Origin of the sequence: Amycolatopsis sp. NBC_01307, from assembly GCF_035975215.1 — a bacterium.
Taxonomy (GTDB): Bacteria; Actinomycetota; Actinomycetes; order Mycobacteriales; family Pseudonocardiaceae; genus Amycolatopsis.
The window spans coordinates 7,511,194-7,526,323 of sequence record NZ_CP108403.1 but is presented as its reverse complement, the minus strand read 5'-3'; the positions used below and the strand labels follow the sequence as shown (position 1 = coordinate 7,526,323).

16 protein-coding genes are annotated in these 15,130 nt (G+C 72.0%); 11 read left to right on the top strand and 5 right to left on the bottom strand.

Features of this window, described 5'->3' with window-relative positions:
- Positions 1–125: 125 nt before the first annotated feature.
- The 7 genes from OG439_RS32785 (at position 126) to OG439_RS32755 (ending at position 7,513) form a co-directional block, all read left to right on the top strand.
- Positions 126–779, top strand: coding sequence for a response regulator (locus tag OG439_RS32785; RefSeq protein ID WP_247058120.1), 654 nt, complete (start codon positions 126–128; stop codon positions 777–779).
- A complete protein-coding gene (locus tag OG439_RS32780; RefSeq protein ID WP_326944563.1) occupies positions 780–1,388 on the top strand; it encodes a trimeric intracellular cation channel family protein in 609 nt (202 codons plus the stop codon). It abuts the gene before it with no gap.
- A 68-nt stretch (positions 1,389–1,456) separates the two neighbouring features.
- Positions 1,457–2,149, top strand: a complete 693-nt coding sequence (locus OG439_RS32775; RefSeq protein WP_247058116.1) for a response regulator transcription factor — start codon at positions 1,457–1,459, stop codon at positions 2,147–2,149.
- A complete protein-coding gene (locus tag OG439_RS32770) occupies positions 2,146–3,564 on the top strand; it encodes a sensor histidine kinase (protein WP_410618533.1) in 1,419 nt (472 codons plus the stop codon). The genes OG439_RS32775 and OG439_RS32770 overlap by 4 nt, the downstream gene beginning before the upstream one ends.
- 476 nt (positions 3,565–4,040) lie before the next feature.
- The gene (locus tag OG439_RS32765) at positions 4,041–4,841 is read left to right on the top strand and encodes a DeoR/GlpR family DNA-binding transcription regulator (RefSeq protein ID WP_326944562.1); all 801 of its coding nucleotides are present in this window, start codon (positions 4,041–4,043) and stop codon (positions 4,839–4,841) included.
- The gene (gene galT / locus OG439_RS32760; RefSeq protein WP_326944561.1) at positions 4,838–5,920 is read left to right on the top strand and encodes a galactose-1-phosphate uridylyltransferase; all 1,083 of its coding nucleotides are present in this window, start codon (positions 4,838–4,840) and stop codon (positions 5,918–5,920) included. The genes OG439_RS32765 and galT overlap by 4 nt, the downstream gene beginning before the upstream one ends.
- A gap of 72 nt (positions 5,921–5,992) precedes the next feature.
- Positions 5,993–7,513 (top strand): S1C family serine protease, encoded by a 1,521-nt coding sequence (locus tag OG439_RS32755; protein ID WP_326944560.1) that lies wholly within the window; start codon positions 5,993–5,995, stop codon positions 7,511–7,513.
- Between the two features lie 319 nt (positions 7,514–7,832).
- Here the strand turns inward: OG439_RS32755 and OG439_RS32750 are convergent, their stop codons facing one another.
- The 5 genes from OG439_RS32750 to OG439_RS32730 all read right to left on the bottom strand — a co-directional run bounded on the left by OG439_RS32750 (position 7,833) and on the right by OG439_RS32730 (position 11,428).
- On the bottom strand, positions 7,833–8,282 hold the full coding sequence (locus OG439_RS32750; protein ID WP_326944559.1) for a hypothetical protein: 450 nt from the start codon (positions 8,280–8,282) through the stop codon (positions 7,833–7,835).
- Positions 8,279–9,403, bottom strand: a complete 1,125-nt coding sequence (locus tag OG439_RS32745) for a molybdopterin-dependent oxidoreductase (protein ID WP_326951671.1) — start codon at positions 9,401–9,403, stop codon at positions 8,279–8,281. The genes OG439_RS32750 and OG439_RS32745 overlap by 4 nt, the downstream gene beginning before the upstream one ends.
- A 71-nt stretch (positions 9,404–9,474) precedes the next feature.
- Positions 9,475–10,107, bottom strand: coding sequence for a methyltransferase domain-containing protein (locus OG439_RS32740; RefSeq protein WP_326944558.1), 633 nt, complete (start codon positions 10,105–10,107; stop codon positions 9,475–9,477).
- Positions 10,107–10,787, bottom strand: a complete 681-nt coding sequence (locus OG439_RS32735; protein WP_326944557.1) for a TIGR04282 family arsenosugar biosynthesis glycosyltransferase — start codon at positions 10,785–10,787, stop codon at positions 10,107–10,109. Before OG439_RS32735 ends, OG439_RS32740 begins: the two co-directional genes overlap by 1 nt.
- Entirely contained in the window at positions 10,784–11,428 is a 645-nt protein-coding gene (locus OG439_RS32730) for a glycosyltransferase family 2 protein (RefSeq protein WP_326951670.1), read from the bottom strand. Before OG439_RS32730 ends, OG439_RS32735 begins: the two co-directional genes overlap by 4 nt.
- 170 nt (positions 11,429–11,598) lie before the next feature.
- Here OG439_RS32730 and OG439_RS32725 point away from each other — a divergent pair, with 170 nt between their 5' ends.
- From OG439_RS32725 to OG439_RS32710, 4 genes are all read left to right on the top strand, one after another.
- Complete coding sequence (locus tag OG439_RS32725) at positions 11,599–13,026, top strand: hypothetical protein (protein ID WP_326944556.1); 1,428 nt, start codon at positions 11,599–11,601, stop codon at positions 13,024–13,026.
- 4 nt (positions 13,027–13,030) lie between these two features.
- Positions 13,031–13,735 carry a response regulator transcription factor gene (locus OG439_RS32720; RefSeq protein WP_247058098.1) on the top strand — a complete coding sequence of 235 codons (705 nt, stop codon included), beginning with the start codon at positions 13,031–13,033 and terminating at the stop codon, positions 13,733–13,735.
- Entirely contained in the window at positions 13,732–14,781 is a 1,050-nt protein-coding gene (locus OG439_RS32715) for a sensor histidine kinase (RefSeq protein WP_326944555.1), read from the top strand. The genes OG439_RS32720 and OG439_RS32715 overlap by 4 nt, the downstream gene beginning before the upstream one ends.
- 108 nt (positions 14,782–14,889) lie before the next feature.
- Complete coding sequence (locus OG439_RS32710; protein ID WP_326944554.1) at positions 14,890–15,060, top strand: hypothetical protein; 171 nt, start codon at positions 14,890–14,892, stop codon at positions 15,058–15,060.
- The last annotated feature ends 70 nt before the right edge of the window (positions 15,061–15,130 follow it).

The window sequence follows — 15,130 nt, the reverse complement described above, 5'->3', positions numbered from 1 at the left end:
CCTGACCTGGTCGGACCAGCAGCTCACCTGGTCGTGTCTGGTTTCGAACTGCTGAACAACAGTAGGTAACCTTCGTTAACGGGACGCGGGGAGCCGCCTCCTACTGGCTGTTGCGGAGGGCTTCGTTGATCAAGCTCATGTTCGCCGACGACGAGGAACTGGTGCGCTCGGGGTTGCGCGCGATGATGTCCGGAGCCCAGGACATTGAGATCGTGGGCGAGGCGAGCGACGGCAGATCCGCGGTGGAAGTCGCCCGCCGTTATCACCCTGACGTGGCCCTTCTCGACATCAAGATGCGTGCGCCCGACGATGGCATCCGGGCGCTGCGGGCCATCCTCGCGCTGCCCGATCCGCCCACCGTCGCCATGCTGACCACCTTCGACATCGACGAGTACGTCAGCCTCGCGCTGCGGCTCGGGGCCAACGGCTTCCTGCTCAAGGACATCGACCCCGCCGCGCTGCTCCGGGCCGTGCGTGACCTGGCCAAGGGCGGCGCCGTCCTCGATCCGGGGGTGGCCGCGCGGATGGTGCAGTCGCACCGGGACGAACAACGCGCTGCTCAGCCGGCTCGCAAGTTGCTCGCCTCGCTGTCCGAACGGGAACGCGAGGTCGTCGCGTTGATCGGGCAGGGTCTCAGCAACGCCGAGATCGGTGGCCGGCTCCACCTGTCCGAGGCCACCGTCAAGGGGTACGTCTCCGCCGTGCTCTCCAAGATCGGGGCGGCCAACCGCGTGCAGGCCGCGCTGCTGGCCTACCGCGGTGGCCTGCTCGACCAATAGATGCTGCTCACGGCGCTGGAGTTCCTCGGGCTCGTCGCCTTCGCGGCGTCCGGGGCGCTGGCCGCCGTGCGGGCCCGGCTCGACGTCTTCGGCGTCGTCGTGGTCGGGCTCACCACCGCGCTCGGTGGTGGGGTCATCCGGGACGTCCTGCTCGGCATCCACCCGCCGACGACGCTGCGGAACTGGCCCTACCTCGCCGTCTGCGCGGTGACGGCGCTCGTCGTGTTCGCCTTCCACCCGCAGGTCGCGCGGCTGCGGCGGGGCGTGCTGCTCGCCGACGCGCTCGGCCTCGGCGTGTTCGCCACCGCCGGGACGACCATCGCGCTCAACGCCGGCGCGACCGTCTACGCCGCGTGCTTGATCGGCATGACGACCGGGATCGGCGGTGGCGCCGTGCGCGACCTGCTGCTCCGGGAAATCCCGCTGGTCCTGCGGAAGGAGATCTACGCCGTGGCCGCGCTGGCCGGCTCGATGCTCGTCGCCGTCGGTCACGCTCTGCGACTGCCCGAGGGGCCGGTCACCGTCGTGGCGGCCGCGGCCGTGGTGGCCGTGCGGATGGTCGCGCTCTGGCGGCACTGGAACGCGCCGGTCGCGCGCGGTCCGGAGTGAGAGAAACTCTTTGTGTGTTCTGTGTGTGTTCTTAGGCGAGTCTCAGCACGCTGAGTAAAACTATCGCCATGCGCATCCTTGTGGTGGACGACGACCGCGCCGTCCGTGATTCGCTCCGGCGGTCCCTGGAGTTCAACGGCTACCAGGTCGAGCTGGCCAGCGACGGTGCGCAGGCGCTGGAGGCGATCATCGCCAACCGGCCGGACGCGATGGTCCTGGACGTCATGATGCCGCGGCTCGACGGCCTGGAGGTCGCCCGCCGCCTGCGCAGCACCGGCGACGACCTGCCGATCCTCGTGCTGACGGCCCGCGACACCGTCTCGGACCGGGTGTCCGGGCTGGACGCCGGCGCCGACGACTACCTGCCGAAACCGTTCGCGCTCGAGGAGCTGCTCGCCAGGCTGCGCGCGCTGCTGCGCCGCGCCGTCCCGGAAGGACCCAACGGACAGGCGTCCGAGACACTGTCCTTCGCGGACCTCACCCTCGACCCGGGTACGCGCGAGGTCCGCCGCGGCGGCCGCGAGATCAGCCTGACCCGGACCGAGTTCGCACTGCTCGAGCTGTTCCTTTCCTACCCGAAGCACGTCCTCACGCGGGGCCGGATACTGGAGGAAGTATGGGGTTACGACTTCCCGACGTCGGGCAACGCCCTGGAGGTCTACGTCGGCTATTTGCGCCGCAAGACGGAGGCCGAAGCGGAGCCGAGGCTGATCCACACGGTGCGGGGGGTGGGTTACGTCCTGAGGGAAACCCCGCCGTGATCGACCCGCCGGGGGAGGAGGACCCGCGCGGCACCCGCTGGGGTACGCGCCGGTTCTCCCTGCGCGGCCGGGTGACCCTGCTCGCCGCGGCCTGCGTGGCCGGCGCCGTCGCGCTGGTCTCCCTCGGCGCGTACATGGTCGTCAGCAGCAACCTCTACCAGCAGCTGGACGACGGCCTCGTCGCGCGCGCCGAGGCGGCGGTCAACTCGCCGCAGGTGCAGACCGAGCTGCGGCAGGTCCCCGGCGCCTTCCTGGCGAGCGCGGACCTGCAGATCGGGCAGCTCAACGCCGCCCCCGACGTCCAGCACGCCGTGATGACCTACCCGCTGTCGAGCTCGGCCCCGCCGTTCGACCAGCGGGAGCTCGACGTCGCCAACGGCGATTCGGCACAGTCGCTGCGGACGGACTTCCACACGGACAGCCGGGTCGTCGCGCTGCCCTCCGGGCACGGCGAGGCCATCGTGCTGGCCCAGTCGATGGGCCCGACCAAGCGCACGCTGAACGAGCTCGCGCTGGTGCTGTTCCTGATCGGCGGCGCGGGCATCCTGGTCGCCGCCGCGGCGGGCACCGCGGTCGCGCGGGCCGGCCTGCGCCCGGTCGATCGGCTGACGTCGGCCGCCGAGCGCGTCTCCAAGACCGGCGACCTGCGGCCGATCCCGGTCAGCGGCGACGACGAGCTGGCCCGCCTCACCCAGACGTTCAACACCATGCTCGGCACGGTCGCGGACTCGCAGGAGCGGCAGCGCCAGCTGGTCGCGGACGCGGGCCACGAGCTGCGGACGCCGTTGACGTCGTTGCGCACCAACCTCGAGCTGCTGCTCGCCGCGAGCAAGCCGGGCGCGCCGCCGCTGCCGGACGCCGACCGCGTCGACATCGTCGCGGACATCAGCGGCCAGCTCGACGAGCTGACCCAGCTCATCGGCGACCTCGTCGAGCTCGCCCGCCAGGACGAGCCGCGTGAGCGCTTCGAGCGCGTCGAGCTGCTGGACGTCGTCGAGCGCGCGCTGGACCGGGCGCGGCGCCGCGCGGGCGAGATCAACTTCGACGTCTCGCTGCAGCCTTGGGTGCTCACCGGGGACAACAGCTCGATCGAACGCGCCATCCTGAACCTGCTGGACAACGCGGTGAAGTTCTCGCCGCCGGACGCGACGGTCTGGGTGCGGCTCTACCCGCTCGGCGACGGCACGGCGGTGGTCGAGGTGGCGGACGCCGGCCCGGGCATCGCCGAGGAGGACCTGCCGAAGGTGTTCGACCGCTTCTACCGCTCGTCGGAGGCGCGGACGCTGCCCGGATCCGGGCTCGGCCTCGCGATCGTCAAGCACGCGGCCGAGCGCCACGGCGGGGCGGTCTACGCCGCGCGGGCGCCGGAGGGTGGCGCGCTGATGACGATCCGGCTGCCGGGCGCGCCCGGCTGAGGTCGCAGTCGGGTAACTCCCGGGACGGCCGCCGTGGTGTCCGGCCAGGATCGGCGCATGCTGCTGCGTCGATGCCTGGCCGCCGGAGGAGCCGGCGTGGTCGCGGCGGTGGCCGTGACGCAGGTGCCGACGACCGGCTGGTGCACCGGAGGCAGCTGCGTCCTCCTCCCGTTCGTGCTGGTCCCGCTCGTGCTGCTGGCCGCCGTCCTGCTCGCGTGGGCGGTCATGGGCGTGGCCAGCGTCCCCCCGAGGTTGGCTGGCCGCGCTGGTCACCTCCGACGCGCTCCCGCGCGGCTGGCGGGTTGCGCTCGTGTCGCCGGTGGTGGTGTTGTTCGGCTGGGGTGTTCTGCTGCCTCTTCTGGTTCCCGGCCTGTGACCTGGTGTTTCAAAGTTCACCCCGATCGCCTCAGCGGATACCGTGTTGAATCGTGTAGGATTTTGTGTGGTTGGGGAGCCGACTCGGGACGGAGTGAACGGTGCTGGCGCGTCAGCGACAGGCGGTGATCCTGGAAGAGGCACGCCGGACCGGTGCGGTCCGGGTCAGTGACCTCGTGACCAGGCTGGGTGTGTCCGACATGACGGTGCGCCGCGACTTGGACGTCCTCGCCGGGCGCGGGCTCGTCGAGAAGGTCTACGGCGGTGCCACGTCGATCGTCGGCAAGAGCACCGACGAACCCGGTTTCGAGGCCAAGTCCGTCCGCCAGCGCGCGCAGAAGGAAGCGATCGCCGAGCTCGCGGCGAACCTCGTCCGGCCCGGTACCGCGATCGGCATCTCCGCCGGCACCACCACGTGGACGCTCGCGCGGGCACTCGACGCGATCTCCGGGCTCACCATCGTGACCAACTCGATCCAGGTCGCTGACGTCCTGCGCGGGTCGACGCAGCCGGACCGCACCGTCGTGCTCACCGGCGGCGTGCGGACGCCGTCGGACGCGCTGGTCGGGCCGGTCGCCGTGCACAGCCTGCGGTCGCTGCACCTCGACGTCGTTTTCCTCGGCGTGCACGGGATGTCCGACGGGCCGGGGTTCACGACGCCGAACCTGACCGAGAGCGAGACCGACCGCGCGCTGGTCGAGGCCGGGCGCAAGCTGGTCGTGCTCGCCGACCACACCAAGTGGGGCACCGTCGGCATCTCGACGATCGCCGACCTGGACGAGGCCGACGTCGTCGTCACCGACGACGGGATTTCCGCCGAAGCCAAGGAAATACTCGCCGAAAGGGCAGGGGAACTCATGATCGCCGAGACGGCGGAGACAGTCGAGGCTGAAGAAGCGTGAAGCGCACGTCACGGCGCCTGGCCGATGGCCGGGAGATCATCTACTTCGACCAGCCCGGCGCGCCCGAGCGCGTCGCCGAGGACACCCGCGACCTGCCGCCGGTTTCGGCCGCGTCGGAGATCCGGCTCGACCCGCTGACCCACGAGTGGGTCGCGATGGCCGCGCACCGGCAGACGCGGACGTACAAGCCGCCCGCCGACCTCTGTCCACTGTGTCCGAGCAAGCCCGGCAAACCCAGTGAGATCCCGGAAAGCGACTACGACGTCGTCGTGTTCGAGAACCGCTTTCCGTCCTTCGCCGAGGATGTGACCGGCGAACCGACCACTGTGGACGGTCTCGGGCTGGTGCCGGTCAAGCCGGGGCGGGGCCGCTGCGAAGTCGTCTGCTTCACCAGCAACCACGACGGTTCCTTCGCCGGCCTGACGCCGAAGCAGGTGCGGGCCGTGGTGGACGCCTGGGCCGACCGGACCGCCGGGCTGTCCGAAGTGCCCGGTGTGGAGCAGGTCTTCCCGTTCGAGAACCGCGGTGAGGAGATCGGCGTCACCCTGTCTCACCCGCACGGGCAGATCTACGGCTACCCGTTCGTCACGCCCCGGACCGCGCGCATGCTCGACGTCGCCCGCGCCTACCAGGCCGAACACGGCCGCCCGGTGCTCGGCGACGTCCTGGCGGCCGAACGCAAGTCCGGCGCGCGGGTTGTGGCGTCCGGTGAGCACTGGACGGCGTTCGTGCCGCCGGCGGCCCGCTGGCCGGTCCAGGTGCAGATCGTGCCGCACCGGCAGGTTCCGGACATCCCCGCGCTGACCGACGCCGAGCGCGACGACTTCGCCGACGTCTACCTGGACGTCCTGCGCCGCTGTGACGCCCTGTACGACCGGCCGTTGCCCTACATCGCGGCGTGGCACCAGGCGCCGGTGCGCCAGGACCGCGAGCTCGGCTGGCTCCACCTGGAGCTGTTCTCCGTGTTGCGCGCGAAGGACAAGCTGAAGTACCTGGCTGGGTCCGAATCGGGCATGGCGGTCTGGGTGAACGACGCGACACCGGAGCAAATCGCGGAACGGCTCCGCGCGGCGGGGTGACCCGGCCATACTCATCTCCGATGCACAGGTTCGGCTCAGGAACCTCTCAGGACCGTCCCGCAAGGTGATGACATGACCGAGAACGACCCCACCGCGCACGACCCCGCGACCCCGCGGCCTTCCGCGGACGCCCAGCCCGGCTCCGGGCAGGATGCCGCTCAGGGCGGTTGGGCCGGGAGTCCTTACGGCGAGCAGAGCGCGCCCGCCAGTCCGTACGGCGAGCAGAGCGCGTCCGGCAGCCCCTACGGCGACCCGGGCACGGCGACTCCATCCGGGGGCACACCGCACTACGCGGCGCCGGCCGAGCCGTCCTACCACGCGGTCACGGGGGCCGATCCGTCCTACGGGGCGCAGAACGCGAACCCCTGGTCCGCGCCGGGTGCGCAGACGCCGCCGCAGGGTCACCCCCAGCAGAGCGTCTACCCGCCGCCGAACGCGTACGGGCCGCCCGGCACGTCGATCTACAACGCGCCCGCCGCCCCGCCGCCGAAGCAGAAGCGTTCCGGCGGCAAGCTGCTCGCCGGCGTCGCGCTGGTCGCGCTGCTGGTCGGCGGCATCGCCGGCGGCACGGTCGGGTACCTGACGGGCGGGACGTCGGGCCCGTCGAGCAACGCGCTCGACGCGCCGAAGCCGGCCCAGCAGACCGGCAACGCGCCCGCCGGCTCGGTCGAGTCCGTCGCGCAGAAGCTGTCGCCGAGCGTCGTCGAGCTGCAGGTGAGCGGGCAGCAGGGGGCCGGCGAGGGCTCCGGGTTCGTCATCAGCACCGACGGCTACATCCTGACCAACAACCACGTCGTCGAGGTCGCCGCGGGCGGCGGGCAGATCCAGGCCGTGTTCCAGGACGGCCGGAAGGCCGCCGCCAAGGTCGTCGGCCGCGACCCGACCACGGACATCGCGGTGGTCAAGGTCGACGGCGTCGGCAACCTGACCCCCGTCGAGATCGGCCGGTCCGACGACCTGCGCGTCGGCCAGTCCGTCGTCGCCATCGGCTCGCCGTTCGAGCTGGCCGGCACGGTCACCTCGGGCATCGTCAGCTCGCTGCACCGGCCGGTGCGGGCGGGCGGCAGCACCGGTGACCAGACCACGGTGATGGACGCCGTCCAGACCGACGCGGCGATCAACCCGGGCAACTCGGGCGGTCCGCTGGCCAACATGTCCGGCCAGGTCATCGGCATCAACTCGGCGATCTACAGCCCGCAGTCCGCGCAGGGTGGCCAGGGGCAGGGCCAGGGCGCGTCCGAGGGCGGCAACGTCGGCATCGGCTTCGCCATCCCGATCGACCAGGCCCGTCGCACGGCGGACACGATCATCAAGACCGGCCAGGCCGTGCAGACCTACATCGGCGCGCAGGTCAAGGACGCCCCGCAGGGCGGCGCCGAGCTCGGTGCCATCACCGCCGGCAGCCCGGCGGAGAAGGCCGGCCTGAAGTCGGGCGACATCGTGACGAAGATCGACGACCGCAACATCGACTCGTCCGACACGCTCGTCGCCGCGATCCGCACCCGGGCGCCGGACGAGAAGGCGACGTTCACCCTCCAGGGTGGCCGCACGGTCGAGGTGACCCTCGGCGGGCAGCCCGTCACCCCCAACTGATCCATTCCAGACGCTCGGCCGCCCTGGCGCGGCCGAGACCAACTTGGCTCGACCCCCGTAGCTTTCGGGGCCGGACCCACAAGGCCACGCGCGACCGGATTTCGATGCCGGTCGCGCGTGGCCGTATTTGTGGGGGCTTGCGGACGGGCTGTTCGCGTGTCTGGCTGGGCATCGCGCGTGATCAGGGAGGCATCACGCGTGATTGGAGGGGCATCACGCGTGTCCGGAGGGACGACACGCGTACCTGGGTGGACGACACGCGTGCCTGGAGGGTCGGCTCGCGTGCCTGGGAGGTCGGGTTGCGTGCCTGGGGGGTCGGTTAGGTGCGGCGAGTTTGTGGGCGGGTGGGGCGTTTGCGGTGGGGTGTCAGGCGGTGGCGTAGGGCCGTCAGGACCACTGCCAGCCAGACTGCGGCCAAGGTCAAGGTGAGCCCTAGCGCTGGGTTGCCGTCGTGGAGGCCGGGCATGGGCGCGGTGCCGTAGGGACGCCAGAGCAGCGGGAACGCCAGGATCAGCAAGACGCCCGTGAGGACTGTGCCCGTGACCACCGGGGTCTTCCAGGGTTGCGGGAGGACGCGGGCCAAGGTGAGGCCGAGGATCGCCGTCAGTGGGGCGATGACGGCGTCGTTGAGGATCGGGCCGCCCACGAGCCAGCCGATCGTGCCGAAGACGTCCGGGCGCAACGGCAGCGCGTAGTCGGCGAACAGGACCACGCCCCACACCAGGGCCGCGAGGCCCGGTAAGGCGAGGAGCACACGGGCGGTCTTCACAGGGCCTCCAGTTTCGTGACCCACTTCGTCTGCAGCACCCCGGGCCGGTTCGGCGCGATGATCCGGCACGGGAAGCCGTGGTCGAGGTCGAGGACGTCGCCGTTGAGCTCCAGCGCGAGCAGCGTCAGGTCGTCGGCCGTGTGCTCGCCCGGGAGCACGCTGACGCCGTACAGCCCGGCACGCTCCAAAGAGGACACTCGCACCGCCGTGCCCGGTTGTGACCCGGTGGCCTTCAGCAGCGTCGGCAAGGAAATCCCGCGCCAGGTCGCCGACTGGCTCCAGCCCTCGACGCACGCGATCGGCAGCTCGGCCGTCGTCTGCGGCAGGGCGCGCAGCTCGTCGAGCGAGAACTTCGTGGTGCCGCGCGGGGTCACCACCGAGAGCCGCCAGACCGCCGCCTGCGCCGTCTGCGTGACGCCCGCGGCCACGGCCGTGCGGTTCACCGGCAGGCCCTGCGTGCCCTTGCCCGTCTTCCAGGCGAGGCCGGAAACGCCGCGCAGGAAGGGAACCGTGGCCCCGGCGGTGGCGACCACCGCGACGCCGGTCGCCAGTCCCGTGGTGCGGAGGAAGCCGCGCCGCGACAGTCCGACGGCCGGCGTTTCCTCGATTTCCGAGTTGAACCGGCTCAGCGCGCGGCGGATGACCGGCAGCTTGACCGCGACGTGCACCAGGATCGACCCGATCGCCAGCCACGCGACCGCGTAGTGGACCTGCGGGAAGTAGAACCCCCACGGGTAGTTCTGCGCGACGTTCAGCAGGCCGGTCGTCAGCTCGAAGAACGCCGAACCCGACAGCACCAGGATCGAGAGACGTTCGAGAGCGTGCGGCAGCGAGCGGACCAGCGGCCGGCCGAACAGCTTCGGGTAGACGCTCCACAGTTTCGCCAGCAGCAGGGGAATCGACGCCACGCCGGAGATCACGTGCAGCCCCTGCGTGACCCGGTAGAGCCCGACCGGGCGGCTCGGCCAGAAGAACCACTCCGGCGGGTGCTGGATGAAGTGGCTGATCAGGCCCGTCACGAAGCAGGTCGTGAACGTGACCGCGAGCGCCAGCCCGATCTTCGATGTCACGCGCTCGTGGTGCGCCGCCGCCTCGAACTGTTCTTCCTTGGGGATCGGCAGCTGGTCGACGCGGTCGTTCAGCCGGGCCCGGGCTTCGCGGGCGCGCACCGCGAGGGGCGTGCGTTTGGGCTTCACGGCTTCTCCAACCGGGCGAACCAGCGGTGGCCGTGCCGGGTGGTGCGGTGGACGTGCAGCCCGGCCCGGTTCGCGACCTCGGCGATGGCGTCCGCGCCGACCCAGGCCCAGGTGAACCACGCGACGTCGGCGTGGCCAGGCCGCAGCCGGACGCGCTCGTGCCGCAGGCCGCCGCCGGGTGGGTCCAGTTCCACCAGGACATCGCCGTCATCGGCGATCAGTTCGGCCGCACGACGCAGCAGCACCGCGGGGTCGCCGCCGATGCCGATGTTGCCGTCGGCCAGCAGGACGTGCCGCCAGCGGCCCTCGCCGGGCACGTGGTCGAAGACGTTGCGGTGCAACGCACTCCCACCACGGCGGCGGGTCAGGCGGACGGCTGTGCGTGAGCTGTCCACGCCCAGCGCGACGATGCCGCGTTCGGCCAGCGCGGCGGTCAGCCGACCCGGGCCGCAGCCGATGTCGAGGGTCGGGCCGGTGCAGGCGTCGAGCAGCACCTCGTCGCCGTCGGACGCCTGGGCCCAACGCTCGACCGGCAACTCGATCTGTTCGCCGCTGGGCAGCTCGAGCCAGCAGCGGTGGCCGAGCAGGCCGCGGTCGAACTCGCTTCCGGTGCTCGCCGGCGCCGTCATCAGGCGGCCGCCCGATCAACGGCCGCGACGGCGCGGGCGAACCGGCTGTCCGGGCATTCGAGCGCCACCCGGCGAGCGTCGGTCATCGTGTCCACATCGGACAGTTCGGCCGCCTGCCACGGCTCCAGCCCGCACGTGATGAGGGCACGCAGCGTGCGTTCGCCGGTGTCGTCGCGGGACATCGGGACGCCCGCGAGGGCCTGCGCCCGCCGCGGGTCGGTGAGGCCGAGGGCCCACCAGCCGCCGTCCGCGGCCGGGCCGAGCACGCAGTCGCGGCCGTTCCGCAGGACCGGGGCGATCGTCGCGGCCAGCGAATCCGGCGTGACCTGCGGGGTGTCCATGCCGATCTGCAGGATCGGGAGGCCGGCGTGCACCGCGGCGGCGTCGGCGTGGGCGTTCGCCAGCCGGGCGCCGAAGTCCCAGCCACGCTGCGGGATCACGGTCGCGCGGCGCAGCGCGACCCCGATTTCGGCGCCCCGGGCGGCGGCGTCGAGGTCGCCGGTCATCGCGACGACCGGCGCGGCGCCGGGTACCGCGCAGGCCGCGTCGAGGGTGTCGAGCAACGCGGACGCGGCGATCTCCGCCGCCTGGGCCGGTGTCGCGGGCGGGCAGAGCCGGGTCTTGGCGAACCCCGGCACCGGTGCCTTGGCCACGACCAGCAGCACGAATTCGGCCTTCATCGCGCCAGCACCCGCCCGAAGTCGCGGACCGCGCGCAGCGTGCCCCGCACCGAGCCGGACACCTTCGACTTCGTGCCCTTCGCCCGTTCGCCGTACCGGACGTCGAACTCGCGGACCCGCCACCCGGCGCGCTGTGCCCTGATCAGCAGCTCGAGGGGATAGCCGAACGCGCGATCCGTGATGCCGAGGCCGAGCAGCGCCCGCCGGTCCGCGGCGCGCAACGGCGCGATGTCCCGCACCGGTAGTCCGCGGGTGCGCAGCAACAACGACAGCACGACGTTGCCCGCCCGCGCGTGCCACGGCCACACCCCGGGCCCGGTCGGCACCCGGCGTCCGACGGCCAGGTCGGCGCCGGCCACGACCGCCGCCACCAGCCGCGGCAGGTCGGCGAGGTCCAGGGAGCCGTCGGCGTCGGCGAAGCACACGATGTCCGCGGTGGCGGCTTCCAAGCCGGTGTGCACGGCCGCGCCGTACCCGCGACGCGGCTCGTGGATCACCTTCGCGCCGAGCGCGGCGGCCACTTCGGGCGAGCCGTCGGCCGAGCCGTTGTCGACCACGATCGCGCGGTAGCCCGGCGGCAGCCCGCCGAGCACACCGGGCAGGGCGCCCGCCTCGTCGAGGCAGGGGAGGACCACGTCCACTTCCAAGTCAGTCACGCCGCTGACGGTAGGTCTATCGTGGACGGTGGGAAACCGTTGCAGTGCTTACTGAATCATGACATTGACCAATCGGGTGACGAGTTCTTACCGGCTCGTTACGGCTGCCGTCGCCGGACCGCGGATCCCGGCACAGGGCCCTAGGGTGGACGGCGATGAGCGAGCCGAAGTCGGCAGCCGGGCTTGCCGAGCCGTCTGCCCGCGAACCCGAAGACCTGCCACCCGATCGACCCGCGCGCCGCGCCCGCCGGGCCGATCTCCTCGCCGTCGCGGCGGCCGTGGTGCTCGTAGCTGCGGCCGCCGCGGCCGGCCTCTACTACAACCGGCCGAACTCCGGTGTGGTCATCTTCGTCAGCGCGCCGCCGCTGTTCGCCGACTGGCTGCCGCACGTCGGCCCCGGGTCGGTGTTCGCGGTGCTCATCGCCGCCGTGGTGGTGCTCTACGGCCCGGCCCTGGCCACTCGCCTGCCGTGGCGCCGCGCCCTCGTCGCCGGCTACTTCGCCTCGCTCGCCTGGATCTTTTCGCTGACCTTGGTCGACGGCTGGGCGCGCGGGTTCGCCGGGCACCTCACCATTCCCCAGGAGTACCTGCACGAGGTACCCGGGATCACCGACATCCCGCGGATGCTGCGCGAGTTCTCCTCCCGCATCCTCGACTTCCAGCCGAACTCCTGGACCACTCACGTGTCCGGGCACCCGCCGGGTGCGACGCTTGTCTTCGTCTGGCTGGACCGGCTCGGCCTGCACGGCGGCGCGTGGGCGGCGACGGCCGTCGTGCTCGTCGGCAGCCTGGTGGCGGTGGCCGTGCCCGCCACGGTCGCCTTGCTCGGCCGGCCGGAAGCGGCTCGCTCGGTGCTGCCCTTCGCCGTGCTCACCCCCGGTGCGGTGTGGATCGGCGTGTCGGCGGACGGCCTGTTCGCCGGGGTGACGGCGACCGGCCTGGCGTTGCTGGCGCTGTCCGCGAACGGGTTCGCCCACGGCCGCCGGTACGCCGCGCCCGCCGGGCTGGCCGCGGGCGGACTGCTGGGCTTCGGCATCTTCCTGTCGTACGGACTGGTGCTGCTGGGCGTGGTCGCGTTGGCCGTGGCCGTGCTTGGACGGCAGTGGCGAGCGGCGGCACTGGCGATCGTGGCGGCGCTGGCTGTCGTCGCCGTCTTCGCCTGGGCGGGTTTCTGGTGGCTCGACGGCTACCACCTGGTTGTCGAGCGCTACTACCAGGGAGTCGCCCTGGTCCGGCCGTACTCCTACTGGGTGTGGGCAGACCTGGCCGCGGTCGCGGTGGCGCTCGGCCCCGCGGTCGTGGCCGCCCTCCGGCGTGGCCTGACCGAGGCGTTCCTGCCCCGCCCCCGCCGCGCGTTGTGGGCCGACCCGGTGCTCCTCCTCGGCATCGCCGCCCTGCTCGCGATCATCTTCGCCGACGTTTCGGGCCTGTCGAAAGCGGAGACCGAACGGATCTGGCTACCGTTCGGGGCGTGGCTGCTGCCGATGACGGCTCTGCTGCCACGGCCGGGGCGCCGGTGGTGGCTGGCCGCGCAGGCCGCGACGGCGCTGGCGGTCAACCATCTGCTGCTGACGGGCTGGTGAAGACATGACAGGCGATCTGGCCGGGCGCGTGCTCGTGGTCGACGACGACGAGACCGTGCGTGACGTCGTGCGCCGCTACCTCGAAGTGGCCGGGTTCACCGTCGACATGGCCGGCGACGGCGCCGAGGGGCTGGCGAAGTTCGCCGCCCACGAGCCCGACCTGGTCGTCCTCGACGTCATGATGCCGGGGATCAACGGCCTCGAGGTGTGCAAGCGGCTGCGCCAGGTCAGCCAGGTGCCGATCGTCATGCTCACCGCGCTCGGCGAGGAGGAGAACCGGATCGCCGGGCTCCAGCTCGGCGCCGACGACTACGTGACGAAACCCTTCAGCCCCAAGGAACTCGCCTTGCGCGTGGCGTCGGTGCTGCGGCGCGCGCGGATGCCCCGCCCGGAACCGGCGGCCGCGGAACTCGTCGACGGCGACCTGCGGCTGCAGATGACCGCCCGCACCGCGACCCTCGGCGGCCGTGAACTCCCGCTCACCACCCGGGAGTTCGACCTGCTGGCGTTCTTCCTCGGCCACGCCGGCGTCGCCTACTCGCGGGCGGACCTCCTGGAGAAGGTCTGGGGCTGGGACTTCGGCGACCAGTCGACGGTGACCGTCCACGTGCGACGGTTGCGCGAGAAGATCGAGCGCGAACCGGCCAAGCCGACCCGGGTCGCGACCGTCTGGGGCGTCGGCTACCGCTACGACCGGGAGCAACCGTGATCGAACCCGGAGAGTCCTTCGGCGAGATTCTGGCGCACCTCTGGCACATCCTGCCGCTGGCGTTGCTGTTCGCCCTTCCCGTGGCCGTGCTGGGCGGCGTGGTGCTCTACGTGCTGCGCCGCGGTTCCCTGGCCACCACGCTGACCGTGCTGGTGCTGATCCCGGTGCTCTCGACGCTCGTCGGCGTGCTGGGCGTCAGCGGGTTCATGTTCACCCCGGCGCTGACCACGATGCTGCTGGTCTGCCTGCTCGTCGCGGTGATCACCGTGCCAGCCGCGATCATCCTCGGCCGGGCCATCGCCCGCCGCAGTGTGTGGGAGCGGGAGGCGCGGAACCGGGAGCGCGCGGCCGAGGCCTCGCGGCGCGAACTCGTCGCCTGGATCAGCCACGATCTGCGCAGCCCCTTGGCCGGCATCCAGGCGATGGCGGAGGCGCTGGCCGACGGCGTCGTCTCCGAACGCGACGAGGTCGCCGACTACGCCCAGCGGATCAGCGGGGAGACCACCCGGCTGTCCGGGATGGTCGGCGACCTGTTCGAGCTTTCGCGGATCACCGCGGGCGCCCTCGAGCTCACCATGTCCGCGGTGCCGCTGCGCGACGTCGTCAGCGACGCCGTCGCCGCCCAGAGCCCGGTCGCCGAGCGGAAGCGGGTGCGCGTGCTCGCCAACGCCGAGTCCTGGCCGATCGTCTCCGGCAGCGACCCGGAACTGGCCCGGATCGTGCGGAACCTGGTGTCCAACGCGATCCGCCACACCCCGCCGGATGGGACGGTCGCGGTGCAGATCGGCGTCGACGGCGACGAGGCCCTGCTCGCCGTCGACGACTCCTGCGGCGGCATCCCGGACGACGAGATCGGCCGCGTCTTCGACGTCGCCTTCCGCGGCACGCAGGCCCGCACGCCCGAGCGCAGCGGGACGACCACCGGCGGCGGCCTCGGCCTGGCCATCGCCAAGGGCCTGGTCGAGGCGCACCGCGGGAAGATCGGCGTGCACAACCACGGCCCGGGCTGCCGGTTCGAAGTCCGCCTGCCGCTGGCGATGTCGTAGAGATGGGTGACACCCACATCGGTGGGACCGCCGGCTGATCCGAGTCCCGGCCGCCGCGGCCGGTCACCTTCCCGTCAGAGGCTGGATCACTCTGACCAGGGAGGAACCATGAAGAGGACGTTGCCCGGGGTCGCACTCTGCGCATTCTTGGAGCAGTGGACCGAGTTCGGCGCCGGGACGCGCGGCGAGAGCGGCCGGCTGCCCTTGGGGAACTCGCTGGCCATGAAGTCGATGAAGTTCCAGTCGATCAACGTGCTCGGCACGATCGACTGGTCGTGACCCGGGCGCTGTGCCGGGACCCGGCGCGGTGGAGACGGCCGTGCGCGACTGCGTAGCCCTGCGCAACGAA